Annotated in this window: 9 protein-coding genes; 7 read left to right on the top strand and 2 right to left on the bottom strand. The window is 74.1% G+C overall.

The genetic code is table 11. The features are described 5' to 3' along the window. Nucleotides 1-223 precede the first annotated feature (223 nt). The 7 genes from Acy02nite_RS02360 (at nucleotide 224) to Acy02nite_RS02330 (ending at nucleotide 6,902) form a co-directional block, all read left to right on the top strand. Nucleotides 224-760: a CAP domain-containing protein gene (locus Acy02nite_RS02360; RefSeq protein ID WP_203738070.1), complete on the top strand. Its 537-nt coding sequence runs from the start codon at nucleotides 224-226 to the stop codon at nucleotides 758-760. A gap of 217 nt (nucleotides 761-977) precedes the next feature. Beyond that, nucleotides 978-1,688, top strand: a complete 711-nt coding sequence (locus Acy02nite_RS02355; RefSeq protein WP_203738121.1) for a L,D-transpeptidase family protein — start codon at nucleotides 978-980, stop codon at nucleotides 1,686-1,688. 98 nt (nucleotides 1,689-1,786) lie between these two features. Further along, nucleotides 1,787-3,091 carry an efflux RND transporter periplasmic adaptor subunit gene (locus Acy02nite_RS02350; RefSeq protein ID WP_203738069.1) on the top strand — a complete coding sequence of 435 codons (1,305 nt, stop codon included), beginning with the start codon at nucleotides 1,787-1,789 and terminating at the stop codon, nucleotides 3,089-3,091. Beyond that, nucleotides 3,088-3,762: an ABC transporter ATP-binding protein gene (locus Acy02nite_RS02345; protein WP_203738068.1), complete on the top strand. Its 675-nt coding sequence runs from the start codon at nucleotides 3,088-3,090 to the stop codon at nucleotides 3,760-3,762. Before Acy02nite_RS02350 ends, Acy02nite_RS02345 begins: the two co-directional genes overlap by 4 nt. Further along, a complete protein-coding gene (locus tag Acy02nite_RS02340) occupies nucleotides 3,759-4,943 on the top strand; it encodes an ABC transporter permease (protein WP_203738067.1) in 1,185 nt (394 codons plus the stop codon). The genes Acy02nite_RS02345 and Acy02nite_RS02340 overlap by 4 nt, the downstream gene beginning before the upstream one ends. A gap of 3 nt (nucleotides 4,944-4,946) precedes the next feature. Next, complete coding sequence (locus Acy02nite_RS02335) at nucleotides 4,947-5,825, top strand: EamA family transporter (protein WP_203738066.1); 879 nt, start codon at nucleotides 4,947-4,949, stop codon at nucleotides 5,823-5,825. 60 nt (nucleotides 5,826-5,885) lie between these two features. Next, nucleotides 5,886-6,902, top strand: a complete 1,017-nt coding sequence (locus Acy02nite_RS02330; RefSeq protein ID WP_203738065.1) for a GGDEF domain-containing protein — start codon at nucleotides 5,886-5,888, stop codon at nucleotides 6,900-6,902. Here the strand turns inward: Acy02nite_RS02330 and Acy02nite_RS02325 are convergent. Continuing rightward, nucleotides 6,886-12,012 carry a hypothetical protein gene (locus Acy02nite_RS02325; RefSeq protein ID WP_203738064.1) on the bottom strand — a complete coding sequence of 1,709 codons (5,127 nt, stop codon included), beginning with the start codon at nucleotides 12,010-12,012 and terminating at the stop codon, nucleotides 6,886-6,888. The genes Acy02nite_RS02330 and Acy02nite_RS02325 overlap by 17 nt on opposite strands. Nucleotides 12,013-12,938: 926 nt before the next feature. Then, nucleotides 12,939-13,376: a hypothetical protein gene (locus tag Acy02nite_RS02320; RefSeq protein WP_239174092.1), complete on the bottom strand. Its 438-nt coding sequence runs from the start codon at nucleotides 13,374-13,376 to the stop codon at nucleotides 12,939-12,941. Between the last annotated feature and the right edge of the window lie 49 nt (nucleotides 13,377-13,425).

Here is a 13,425-nt window from a genome sequence, read left to right as displayed (position 1 = left end):
CGGGAAGTCTGCCGGAATGCGGTGCGATTGTGCGACGGCCGTGCTGGGGGCGTGCTCCACCTTTGCGCTGCTCAGGCCGTACGGGCAAAGGTTCGTCGATCTTGTGGGGTGCCGCCGCGGATCTTGGGGTGAAGTGACCGCGGCCCGCCTGTGACGTTGGTCAACCTCGGGGGCGCCCCGGAGCCGGCGGGGCGCGCGCGAGGAGAACGGGATCGACGACGTCATGCGCAAGTCTCTGGTGGTGCTCGGTGTGGTGACCGTCGCCGGCGGGCTGGTCACGACCCACGTGGCGGCCCGGGAGCCGGCGGTCGCCGACCCGATCGCCGCCTCCCGCACCGCGGTCACCGCCGCCAGCGTCTCGCCCAGCCCGGCCTCCCCGGTCCAGCAGCAGGTCCTCGCCCTGGTCAACCACAACCGCGTGCGGGCCGGCTGCTCCCGGGTCACCGTCGATCGCCGGCTGATCGTCGCGGCCAACCGGCACGCCTCCTACATGGCCCGCAACAACCACTTCCAGCACACCTCGCGCAAGGGACAGGACCCCGGCCAGCGGGTCACCGGGGCCGGGTACCGCTGGAGTCTCTACCGCGAGAACCTCGCCCTCGGCCAGGACAGCCCGTGGGAGGTGGTGGCCGGCTGGATGACCAGCCCGGAGCATCGGGCGAACATCCTCAACTGCCGGCTGCACCAGATGGGCATCGGGCTGGCGATCAACGCCAAGCGCGTTCCGTACTGGGTCCAGGAGCTCGCCAGCCCGTTGTAGAGGGCCCGCCTCCGCGCGGCGGCGCGGCCACAACTCCCCGGAGCGGGAAACACATCAAGCACGCAACCGGGATGCCGATCGGCATCCCGGTTTCATGTCACGGTCCCTCCCTCGATCGTTTTCGCGGGACCGTTGTGCTTCGATGTGCGGACGACACTCCTGGGGAGGATGTGATTTGGCAGTGAAACGTGTTACCGCACGTCTCGCGACAGCGGTCATGGCCGCCGTGGTGGGCGGCGGTCTCGGCGCGTTCGCCCTGACGCCGGCGAGTGCCGGCGCCGCGGTGCGTACCGCGCCGGTGGCCACCACGGTGGTCACCAAGGCGGCCGCCGCGTCTTGTGCGACCGGCAAGTACCAGAAGCAGGTCGAGACGTACCTGAAGCAGATCGGTGGCTACGGCACGGTCTCGGTCGACGGCAAGCAGTCGGCCGCGGACTGTACCGCGATCAAGAAGTTCCAGAAGCGGTTCGGCATCCAGCCGGCCCAGGGCCTGGCCGGCCCGACCACGTACGACGTGGCCAAGCGGCTCGCGGCGACCAAGACCGCGGCGTGCAAGGCCAGCAAGAAGGGTGTCACCTTCTGCGTCGATCTGACCAACCAGACGACGTGGGTGATGAAGGACGGCAAGGTCTACGTCAAGCCGACCGTCACCCGTACCGGCATGAAGGGTTACCGGACGCCGGCGGGCACCTTCAAGATCAACAAGCGGACCCGCAAGGAGTGGTCCGACCCGTACAAGGTCTGGCTCCCGTACTGGCAGCGCTTCATCGGCGGCCGCGGGTTCCACCAGACCACCACGTACATCCACGACAAGTGGCGTGGTTCGCACGGCTGCGTCAACCTGCTCCAGCAGGACGCCGCCAAGTACTACAGCATCGGCAAGATCGGTTCGACGGTGAAGGTCATCGGGCGTCGTCCCGGCACCTGATCCATCGATGCCGGGCACGGGCCGTCCCTTCCGCGGGGCGGCCCGTGCCGCTTCTCGCGACATCCCGTGCCGCTTCTTGCCGACATAGAGTGTCCTCTGTGTCTCGCACCCACTCCCGGGGAGCGCTGGTCGCCGGCGGAACCCTGGTGCTGCTCCTGCTGACCGCTGCCTCCTGCGACGACGACGATCCCGGGGTGCGCCTCGGCACCGCCACCGTCGGCACCGTCGACGAGATCGTCGAGGCGCCCGGCTCGGTCACCGCCCGGAGCGCCGCGACCGTCTCCGCGCCCGCCCCCGGCACGATCGGCGAGCTGCGCGTCGAGCCGGGGGCCCGGGTCACCAAGGGCGACGTGCTCGCCGTGATCGACTCGCCCGAGCTGCGGCAGCGCCGCGACGCGGCGTTGAAGGCCCTCGACGCGATCCCGTCCGGCGGTGGCGCCTCCCCCGGAGACTTCGCCCAGGTGCGGACGACCACCGACCGGAAGGCGGCGAAGGCGTTCGACGAGGCGCTCGCCTCGATCGGCAAGATCACCGACCCGGTGCTGCGGGAGGCGTTCGAGCGGCAGGTGAGCGCGGCCCGCGAGCAGTACCAGGCGGCGTCCGACGCGGCCGCCGCCGCAGTCCGCGCCGTGCAGCGCGGTGTCTCCTCGCTCGGCCAGGCGATCAGCTCCCTCTCCGCCGCCCAGCGGCTCCAGGCCCAGCAGGCGTACGACCTCGCCGACGCGGCCGTCGACGCGCTGACTCTCACGGCGCCGGTCGCGGGCGTGGTCCAGTTCGGTGGCCCGGCGCCCGCCGCGCCCGCCGGCCTGTCCGCGCTGACCGGGGCGACCACCCCTTCCGAGGGGGTCGACTCGTCGGTGTTCGAGGGCGCCTACGTAACGCCCGGGACCCCGCTGCTGACCGTGGTCGACGTCCGCAAGCTCGGTCTGTCGGCCGAGGTGGACGAGACCGACGTGCTGCTGGTCAAGCCCGGAGTGAAGGCCGACGTCGAGCTGGACGCGGCGACCGGGGCGTCCTACCCGGCGACCGTACGCTCGGTGGACCTGCTCCCGACCACGTCGGCGCGCGGCGGGGTGTCCTACCGGGTGCGGCTCGACCTGGGCGCCGGGGAGCTCACCGACGGCGGCGGCGCGGCGCCCGCACCCCGGCCCGGGATGAGCGCCGTGATCCGCCTGAAGGTACGGCAAGCCGCCGACGCGGTCACCGTGCCCGCCTCGGCGGTGGTCAGCGCGGACGGGCGGGACACCGTGTGGGCGGTCCAGGACGGGCGCTATCAGGCGGTGCCCGTGCGGCTCGGCGTGCAGGGGGAGGAGACCGTTCAGGTGCTCTCCGGGGTCTCCGCCGGTCAGCAGATCGTCGTCGCCGGCACCGACCGGGTCCAGCCCGGCGGCGAGGTGCCGTGACCAGCGCCGCGATCGTCGCCACCGACGTGACCCGCACCTACCAGCTGGACGGTTTCGCGGTCCCGGCGCTGCGCGGGGTCTCGCTCACCGTCGAGGCGGGCGACTACGTGGCCGTCGTCGGCACGTCCGGCTCCGGCAAGTCGACGCTGATGCACCTGCTCGGCGGCCTGGACCGGCCGACCAGCGGGACCCTGCTGCTCGGTGGGCGCGACGTCGCCGCGCTCACCCCGAACGAGCTGGCCGAGCTGCGCAACAGCACGATCGGGTTCGTCTTCCAGTCGTTCCACCTGCTCACCCGGACCACCGCCCAGGACAACGTCGGATTGCCGCTGGTCTACCGCGGGATCGGGCGCCGGGAGCGCCGGGCGCGGGCGGCCGCGATGCTCGAACGGGTCGGGCTCGCGCACCGGATCACCCACCGGCCGAACCAGCTCTCCGGCGGGGAACAGCAGCGGGTGGCGATCGCCCGGGCCCTCGTCACCGGGCCGTCGCTGCTGCTGGCCGACGAGCCGACCGGGAACCTGGACTCCGCGACCGGGCAGTCGATCCTGGCCCTGCTGGAATCGCTGAACGCCGACGGCGTCGCGGTGGTGCTGGTCACCCACGACCGGGAGGTCGCGGCGCGGGCCCGGCGCCAGATCGTCATGCGGGACGGGCTGATCGTCGGATGAGAGTGGCCGAGGCGTGGCGGGTCGCGCTCGACGCGCTGCGGGCCAACCGGCTGCGCAGCCTGCTCACCATGCTCGGCGTGGTCATCGGCGTCGCCGCGGTGGTCGCCCTGGTCGCCATCGGGACCGGCACCAAACAGCAGATCGAGCGACAGGTCGAGGGGCTGGGCAGCAACCTGCTGATCGTCGTACCCGGGAAGCTGACCGCCGGCGCCGCGCCGACCAGCTCACCGATGACCCTGGACGACGCCGACGCGGTCAGCCGGATCGTCGGCGACCGGTCGCGGGTCGCCGTGACGATCGCCTCGGGGGAGACCGTGCGGGCCGGCAAGCTCTCCGCCTTCGCCAGCATGCAGGGCGTCCTGGAGACCACGCCCAGCGTCTTCGTCCGCAAGCTCAGCCGCGGCGCCTACCTGACCCGCACCGACGTCAGCACCGGCCGCCGCGTCGCCGTGCTCGGCGCCGGCGTGGCCCGGACACTGTTCGGCGACCGCGACCCGATCGGCCGGCAGATCACCATCGGCGGCGTCCGGTTCCGGGTGATCGGCACGTTCGAGCAGCTCGGGCAGAGCCTCGGCGTCGACCGGGACAACGAGGTGCACGTGCCGGTCACCGCCGCGCAACGGCTGCTCGGCACCGACCGGATCGACGGCCTCGCGATCCGCGCGCCCGACCGCGACCGCATCGACCAGCTCGGCACCGACGTCGTCGCGGCGCTCACCGGCCGGCACCCGGACACCGATTTCAGCGCCGTCACCCAGGAGCAGATCCTCGGCGTGCTCGGCGACATCCTCGGCGTGCTGACCGGGGTGCTCGCCGCGATCGCCGGGATCAGCCTGCTGGTCGGCGGGGTCGGCGTCTCCAACATCATGCTCGTCTCGGTGCGCGAGCGGACCAGGGAGATCGGCCTGCGCAAGGCGGTCGGCGCCCGCCCGCGCGACATCAGCGTCCAGTTCCTGCTCGAAGCGGTCCTGCTGACCACGACCGGGGGAGTGCTCGGCATGCTGCTCGGCGCGAGCGCGGCCCTGCTGGTGGACGCGCTCAGCCCGGTGCCGGCCGCGCTCACCTGGTGGTCCATGGCCCTGGCCTTCGGAGTGTCCGCCGCGGTCGGCATTATCTTCGGCGTCGTCCCAGCACAGCGGGCCGGCCGCCTCGACCCGGTGGTGGCCCTGCGAACGGAGTAACAGATGAAGCGGGTGCCCGCGCCGATCCTCGTCCTGACCGCGATCGCCTCGGTCCAGTTCGGCAGCGCGATCGCCCGGACCCTCTTCGACGACCTCGGCGCGGCCGGGGTCACGTTCCTGCGCCTGGCGATCGCCGCCCTGATCCTCGGCGCGCTCACCCGGCCCCGGGTGTGGACCTGGTCGTTCGCCGCCTGGCGGGCCGCGGCGCTGCTCGGGCTGTCGATGGGCAGCATGAACCTGGTCTTCTACTACGCCCTGCGGTCCGTCCCGCTCGGCACCGCCGTCACCGTCGAGTTCCTCGGCCCGCTGCTGCTCGCCCTGGCCCAGACACGGCGGCTGCTCGACCTGTTCTGGGCGGCCCTGGCCGGTGCCGGGGTGCTGCTGCTCGGCCTGCGCTCCGGCGGGGGCGCGCCGATCGGCGGGCTGCTGCTGGCCCTGCTCGCCGGGCTGTGCTGGGCGGCGTACATCGTGTTCAGCGCCCGGGTCGGCGCGCTCATCCCGGGCACCGGCGGCCTCACCGTGTCGCTCGCGATCGGGGCGCTGATCGTGGCCCCGTTCGGTCTCACCGGGGCGAGCGCCGTCCTCGGCCACCCGCACCTGCTGCTCGGGGCGGTCGCGGTCGCGCTGCTCTCGTCGGTCATCTCGTACGGGCTCGAACTGAACGCCCTGCGCCGGATCCCCACGCGGGTCTTCGGCATCCTGATGAGCCTCGAACCGGGTGCCGCGGCCCTGGCCGGCCTCCTCGTGCTCGGGCAGCGGCTCGGCCCGATCGAGGTCGCCGCCCTCCTGCTGGTCACCCTCGCCAGCGTCGGCGTGACGCTCGCGCGCCGCACGCCGGCCGTGCGGGAGGAGCCGGCCGTCCCGGCTCGGGACCGGCCCTGATCGCTCAGATCCCGGCGGACCGAACCGAAGGGGTCAGGCGGGACCCGGAGGAGGACCGCCTTGCCGTTCCAGTTACGCGACCAGCACGGCGCATCCCGTGCCGTCGCCTATCTGATGCTCGCGGGCGCGCCGTACAACCTCGTCACCGGTGTCCTGATGCAGCTCGGCGCCCCTCCCGCGGAACTGGCCGCGATCGGGATCACCGCGGCGGCCCTGCTCGTCGTCGGCATCGTCTGCTGGCGTCGCCCGGAGGCGCTGCCGGCCTACTTCTGGCTGCTCGTCCCGTTCCTGACGGCCGGGGTCGTGACCGGGCTGAACTTCGCCACCGAGGATGCCGGCACCGCCGCCCAGCTGTTCTACCTGTGGCCGCTCCTCTACTCCGCCCGATTCCTGAGTCGGCGCGTCGCCTACCTCGTCACGGCCGTCATCTCCGCGGGGCACGCCTCGGTCGTCTTCACCTACGCGCCGCCGGTCCAGGCGTTCACCGACTGGATCGCCATGTCCGTCGCCATGGTGATGACCGCCTGGGTCGTGATCAACCTGAACCAGCGCAACGACCAGCTCCGCGCGGTCCTCGAGGAACAGGCCAGCTCCGACGCGCTGACCGGCGCGGCGAACCGGCGGGCCTTCGACGAGGAGCTGCGGGAGGCGGTGCGGCAGGCCGTGCGAGGCGGCGACCCGGCCGCGCTCGTGCTGATCGACGTCGACCACTTCAAGAGCATCAACGACACCTGGGGACACGGAACCGGCGACAGGGCGCTGCGGGCCGTCGCCGACGCGCTGCGCGCCGCCGGAGCCGAGACGCGGCACCTGGTGGCACGGCTCGGCGGGGACGAGTTCGCGGTGCTGCTCCGCGGCGGCCCGGAAGGCGCCTTCCGGTACGCCGAGCGCGCCCGCGCCACGCTCGCCGCCACCGCCGGCCTGCCCGGAGGGCCACCCCAGGTCAGCATCGGCATCGGCGTCGCGCCGCACCACGCGAGCGCCGCCGAGGACCTGCAACGGGTCGCGGACGCGGCGCTCTACCAGGCGAAGGACGGCGGACGAGGCCGTACGTCGATGGTCACTCTCGCTTCGTGACGACCCTTTGCTCGGCGGTCGTCTCGTCCAGCGCGCCGCTCTGCTCCCCGGCCGGCTCGTCGGCGTTCCGGCCGCTCAGCGGCGCCAGGATCTCCTCCGGCCGCCGCGGGTACGGACCCCAGCCGTCCCGCAACACGTGGATGTAGACCGCCTCGAGGCACACCCCGACCCGCTCCACCAGATCCGAGTCGTCCGACGCGCCCAGCCGGATCGCCCGCGCGAAGTGATCCAGCGCCTCCATGTGCCGGCCCTGGTCGAACGCGCTGCGCCCGGCGTTCTCGTGCACCACGCTGCGCACCGCCGTCGACACGTCCGAGTCCACCGCCCGCTGGAAGAGCCGGTCCGCCTCCCTCCAGTCGCCGCGCAGGCGCAACACGTGCGCGAGCTCCGCCTGGGCGATCACCATCGACTGCTCGTCCTTCGCGGACTCGGCGTGCGCCAGCGCCAGCCGGCTCGCGGCGGCCGCCATCCCCAGCTCCCCGAGCAGGCGGTAGACCTCCGCGCGCACACTCAGCAGACCCGCCTTGACGATGTTGTCGGCCTCGTCGGCGAGCGGGCCGTCGAGGCGCTCGCCCAGCTCACGCAGGGCGTCACGGTCGTCGACGACCTCCCGCAGCGTCCCGCCGTCCAGGCGCCAGCGGATCGCGTCCAGGTCGGCGGCCGAGAGGGGCAGGTGCTTCCCGAGCTCTTCCGGCTGCTTCCGGGGCTCCGGCGCGCTCTGCTTCCCGGTTTTCCCCTCCGCGGTACGGTCACTGCCCGGCTCGTCCGTGGCCGCGGTCTTCCCGCCGGCCGCTTCCGGAGTCGTTCCCTCAGTCGTCTCCGTGGCCGCCGCCTCGGGCCCTTCCTCGGGTGCCGCTTCGGGCGCCGTCTTGGGCGCTTCGTCCGGCGCGGGGGTCTTGGCGACGAACCAGCCGCTGCCGAACGCGGGGTCGGAGTAACGCCGCGGCTCCTGATCCGGACCGGACACCGCGAGGCGGGCGATCGGCTTCAGGTTGTGCAGCGTGCCGTCCGGGTCCATGTACGGCACGGGCTCGGCGTCAGGGCCCGCCGACGGCTCGTCGACGGGGTGGCGCTGCGCCGGCACCGGGACGGCGCTGACCGCCCCGTCGGCCGGTGAGGCGCTTCCCGGGGACGGGCCGTCGCTGATCGCCGGTGCCTGCGCTTCCGGAACCGGCGTGCCGCCCGGACGTGGGGCGGGCAGCCAGGTCTTCCCCGGGGCGGGCTGTGCCGGGGAGGCCGGTGCTGTCACAGGCTGCGCCGTTTGCCCGGGGAAGGCCGGTGCTGTCGCCGTCTGCGCGGGCTGCCCCGGCGTGGTCGGTGCTGTCGCCGCCGTTTGTGCCTGCGCGGGTTGCCCCGGCGTGGCCGGTGCTGTCGGCGGCTGCGCGGGTTGCCCGGGCATGGTCGGTGCTGGCGCCGTCTGGGCGGGGGCGGGCTGCGCGGGCGTGGTCGGTGCTGTCGCCGCCGGTGCCTGCCCCGGCGCGGGTGAGACCGGCCGTTGACCGGCCCGGGGTCCCCAGCCGTCGTCTTCAGGTTGCGCCACCTGCGGCAGCTCACCGGTCGGCCCGTCACCGGCGAGGAACCCGCCCGGCGACACCGGCGCGTGCGCCGCGCCCGGGTGCCCGGTCGACGCCTCGCCTGCAGGGCGATGCCCGGCGCCGGATTGCTGAACGACCGGGCCGACAGCCTGTCCGGGCTGCAACTGCGCTGCCTGAGACGTCTCGGCCGGAGCGTGCGGCGGCGCGATGCGGTGCTGTCCGGGCTGAGTGTGCGCGGGCTGAGCGTGTCCAGCCTGCCCGTTTCCGGGCTGGGCATGGGTCCACTGGCCGGCGGGCGACACCGGCCGGCCCGCGGCCGGTCCCCACGGTCCCGCGGGAGCGGAGACAGGGCGTGCGGTGTCGGGCGTCGGCGGTTGTCCCTGCCCCCATTGGGCGGCGGGGGAGGAGACGGGCCGTGTTGCGTCCGGCGCTGCCGGCTGGCCCTGGTCCCACAACGGGGCGGGCGCGGGCCGGCCCTGGTCCCACTGTGCGGTCGGCGCGGAGACCGGTCGCGCGTCGCCGGGCCCTGGAGCCCACTGCGCGGCAGGGGAGACGGGCCGCACGGTGTCGCCCCGCGGGCGGCGGGGTAGTGCGGATTCCTGGTGCTCGGCGAGGGAGTTCGGCCGTCCCTGCGGGGTCTGGCGCGGATCCCACGTGTTCCCCGGCGGATTGCCCGGGACAGGGGCGCCCGGCTGCACGGCCGGCTGGGATGCGATCAGCCCTGGCGGCGGCGCGGCCGGCTGAGGCGCGACCAGCCCCGGCGGGGGCGCGGCCGGCTGGGGCGGCACTCGTCCGGGAGGCGTGGCCGTCTGGGGCACGACCGGCCGCGGCGTGACCGCTTGCGGTGCGATCAGTCCGGGCGGGGGCATGACGGGCTGACCCGTGCGGGGAACACCCGGCTGCACCGGCGTCTGACCAGCCCCGGGAGCCGGAACGGTCGGTCGGCCGACCGCTGTGGGCCCACGACCGTCCACCGGAACCGGGCCGCGGGCGTCGACGGGGATCGGGCCACGACTGTCGGCCGGAATCGGACCACGCGGGTCGACCGGCATCGGGCCGCGGGCGTCGACCGGCATCGGGCCACGGGCGTCCACGGGGATCGGGCCGCGGGCGTCCAGCGGCATCGGGGCTCGAGCGTCGACCGGAACGGGGCCGCGGGCCGGGCTCGCCGTGCGGCCCGTGGGGTGCGGAGGCATCGGCGGCACGTCGTCCGGGACGATCGCCCACGGGCCGTCGCCGTCGGCGAGGAAGACGTGCGCGGTTCGCGGACTGCGGCCGGTGCGCTGCTGCGGGACGGCCTGCGGCGGACCGGACTGCCACGGGCCCGGCTCCTGCGGAATGCCGGCGGCCTGTGACGGGCCTGGTTCGTGCGCCTGCGGAGCGTTCGGCGTCTGCTGAGGGCCGGCTGCCTGCGCAAAACCAGCGGACTGCTGGCCGGCCGGGGCCTGCGGGCCGACCTGGGAGTGCTGGCCGACCGGAGATTGCGGGCCGACCTGGGAGTGCTGGCCCACCGGGGACTGCGGGCCGACCGGAGAGTGCTGGCCCGACGGAGACTGCGGAACGCCGGTGGCCTGGTGGCCGATGGGGAGTTGCGGAGCGCCCGGGGACTGCGGGGTGCCCGACACCGGACGGTTCGCGGCCGTCGAGGGAGCGCTCGGAGCTGGCGGAGGAGCCGACTCGCCGTGCGGCGCCATGGCCGTACGCGGATCGAGGGAGACCTCAGCCGTCCCCGGCGCGGAACCGGGCGGCGGAGCGGAAGTGGCAGCGGCGGCCGCCGGGATCTGAGGCCCGGCCGGGCCGACCACCCGGGCCGGAGCGGCCGGTGGCGGAGCGGCAACCACCCGCGGGGTCACCGGCGGCGCGTTCTTGATGACGCGAGGCGTGGGCGGCGGCGTGGCCCGGCTCACGACCTTCGGCTGTACGGGCGGGTCGGCACGCCGCAGCACACGCGGCTTGTCGTCGCCGGGTGATCCGGGCGTGGCCGGCTCGTCCGGCGTCTCGTAGTACTCGCCGTCCAGCACGACCGGGTGCTCGTCGTGATCGTCCCGGCTCCTGGAACGGTCGTCCCGATGCGCGGACTGCTCGTCGGCCGCCCAGCCCTCGGGTGTGCGTTCGCCGCCGGTCCAGTCCGCGTTTGCGGGTGCTTTGTCCCATTCGCGGGCCTGCAGGTCGACGGGCTCGTCGTCCCAACCCTGCCGGCGGGCGGACTCGTCGTCCCGGACCCGGGCCCGGCCAGCGGCGAGGTCGTCCCGCCCGTAGCCGTCCCGGTCGACGCTCTCGCGATCGGCGTCGCCGTGCCCGCGGCCGCCACGGACCAGGTCCTCGTCGCGAGGGAGGCCGGTGCCGCGGACGAGTTCGTCGTTCAGCGCTCGCCCGGTGCCGCGGACCAGGTCCTCGTCGCGCGCCCGGCCGGTGCCACGGACCAACTCGTCGGCCCGGATCAGCTCGTCGTCACGGACCCGCTCGCTGCCGCGCACGAGATCGCTGCCGCGCAGGAGATCGTCGTCGCGCAGGTGACCGTTGCCGTGAGCGGCCTCCACGTCCTGCGGCCGTCCGCGACCGTCGTACCGGTCGTCGCCCGGGACCGTCGCCCGCCCGGCCGCGGCCGGACGTTCCGGGCGCCCAGTCGGACCGCGGCGCGGCTCCTCGTCCTCGCGTCGCGGCCGGCGTCCGCCCGGCGGCCGGATCGGCCCGAAGTCGTCCTCCTGCCACGGCTGCGAGTCGCGCTCGTCGACGTAGTCCCGCCGAGCGGCCGGACGATCCGCCGAACCGCCACGCCGCTCGCCGGGCCGGCCACGCTCGTCCTCGCTCCAGCGCCGGTCCGGGCCGCTGTCGGGAAGCCGTCGGTCCGGGCCGCCGTCGAGAGGCCGCCGGTCCGGGCTGCTGTCGGGAAGCCGCCGGTCGGGCCCGCCGTCGGGAAGTCGTCGCTCGAGCCCGGTGTCGGGGAGTCGCCGCTCCGGGCCGGCCTCGGCGGGCTGCCGGCGCGGGCCGGCGCCGTCGCGCCGGTCGGTCTCGCGTCGCGGGTCGCGCCGGTCGTCGGCCCAGCGTTCGTCGCGCCGCTCCGCGGGGTGCCGCCCGCGGGAGTCGTCGCGGCGATCGTCCCGGGCGCGCCCGCGGTCGTCGGTGAGGTCGTCGTGGCGGCGCGCGCCGTACCGGCCGGCCGGGCGTCCGTCGGGCTGTGGCCGGCGCCGCTGGCGTTCCGGGTTCTGCAGGGCGGCCGGGTCGACGATCGGGAAGTCCGGTTTGTCGAAGTCCATCCCGAGTTCGGGACGGTTGAAGTCGACGTCGTCGAAGTAGTTCCCGGACAGGTTGTCGACCGACGTGTCGATCGGGACGAAGTTCGGGTCGTCGAGCCAGCTCGGACGCTTGTCGTCGAACGCGACGGCCGGTTTCTCCCCGTTACGGCCGGAACGCCGCGCAGCCGGTTTGTCACCCTCCGCAGGGCGTCGCGTGGGAATGACCGGATCGGGCGCCGTCCGTTTCTCGAAATGGCGCTCCTGAGCCACGGCGTACTTCGGCATGAAGGAGTATTCGTTGTACTCCTCGTCCCAGTACTCGTCGTCCTCGAAGCTCATGACGCGGCTCCGTTACGGCTGGGGAACTTCCCACCGCCCCATCGCCGCATCTGTGCCACCGTCCTCACCCTGGACCACCTCCGCGCCCCCCGGTGCCCGCCCCTCGCGCACCCGGATCACCCGCCGCCACGTGGTGGATGTGGAAGGTTAATCACGGATTTGCGTGGTGCGCCACCGCCCTGCGGGTCCCCCTTACCGGACTCGCGCAGGTGCCGCGAGCGGTGACCGGCCCGGCGCCGCAGCCCGCCGGGTGTGCTCGGTCGAAGAGAGATACGTCCGCCGACGGCTCCCGGTTCAATGTTGTGAGCAGTCACTATGCCGGGATTTCGGCGGGGGCCCGGAAGGCGCGCCGGAACTCGTTCCCATCAACCCGGATGATTGCTTTCCGGTTACGGCGGGACGTTCGATTTAAGCATTACTTAAGGTCCATTTCAGGAAAGCCAAGGACTTGCGGGTGACCCTGAACAGGTGACGGAACGTGGCGAAGGACACCCTTGCGTTCCGCGGATCATGGGGGTCCGGCCTGGCACGGTTGGTGAGCGGCCAGATCCACTGCGGACCGGCCGCCCTGCCACGGCCCACGGGTCCGCGGCGGGCAGCACAGCCCACGAGCCCCCCGGCCGAGCGGTCGTCGCCCCCCCAGTTATCCGGCGGCCGCTGCACCGGTGCCCATGGACGACCCGCCCGGGATTTGCCCCCCAACTCTCCGGGCGCTCGGCGGATCAGGGCCCACCAGGCCGGGACAGGAGGCGGCGGCGGGAGCAATCCCGCCGCCGTTCTCGTGGTCCCTACGGGCGGACGTGGTTCTACAGGCGGGCGTGGCTTCACCAGCGTGCGTGGTCCTACCGGCGGGAGTGGTCCTACCGGCGGGCGTGGTCCTACGGGCGGGCGTGGTCCTGCGGGCGGGCGGTGCCGAGCCTGCCGGGTCAGATGCGGCCGTCCGAGGTGAACGGGCAGGCCCGGGCCGGCAGCACCAGCCCGGCCGCCGCGAGGTCGGTGAGCAGCGCCGACAGCTGGGCCCGGGTGAGCAGCCCGGCACCGTCCGGCCGCGGAGGCGGCACCCCGAGCGCGACGGCCGCCTCGATCGCCCGTGCCCCGATCGCCGCCTCGACCGCCCACACCCGGTGGGCGCAGAGCGCCGGCCGCGCGGACGCGGTCAGCTCCCCGTGCAGGCGCAGCAGCCGGCGCAGGTCGGCGGCGAGCCGCTCGATCGGCAGCCCGTACGGCCGGGGTCGCGCCGGCCGTCGCTGCTCGACCCGGGCGGCGAGCGCGCGCCACCATCGCGGCGTGCGCTGGGCAACGACGATGACCAGCGGTGGCGTCGCGATGATCAGTGCGATGCGACTGGCGTCCAAGAGGGTCAAGGCGACTCCGAGGCGGTGTCCTTTCTCCGACCTTGCGCCCGGATCGGCA

Origin of the sequence: Actinoplanes cyaneus (assembly GCF_016862095.1) — a bacterium.
In the GTDB taxonomy this organism is placed as follows: Bacteria; Actinomycetota; Actinomycetes; order Mycobacteriales; family Micromonosporaceae; genus Actinoplanes; species Actinoplanes cyaneus.
Note: the sequence above shows the minus strand (reverse complement) of the source record. Positions and strands in the feature narration are given on the sequence as shown.

Bases quoted from the DNA above. Each gene is read 5' to 3' on its own strand.
- Acy02nite_RS02360 (WP_203738070.1), top strand. From the start codon at position 224: ATGCGCAAGTCTCTGGTGGTGCTCGGTGTGGTGACCGTCGCCGGCGGG.
- Acy02nite_RS02325 (WP_203738064.1), bottom strand. From the start codon at position 12,012: ATGAGCTTCGAGGACGACGAGTACTGGGACGAGGAGTACAACGAATAC.
- Acy02nite_RS02355 (WP_203738121.1), top strand. From the start codon at position 978: ATGGCCGCCGTGGTGGGCGGCGGTCTCGGCGCGTTCGCCCTGACGCCG.
- Acy02nite_RS02340 (WP_203738067.1), top strand. From the start codon at position 3,759: ATGAGAGTGGCCGAGGCGTGGCGGGTCGCGCTCGACGCGCTGCGGGCC.
- Acy02nite_RS02335 (WP_203738066.1), top strand. From the start codon at position 4,947: ATGAAGCGGGTGCCCGCGCCGATCCTCGTCCTGACCGCGATCGCCTCG.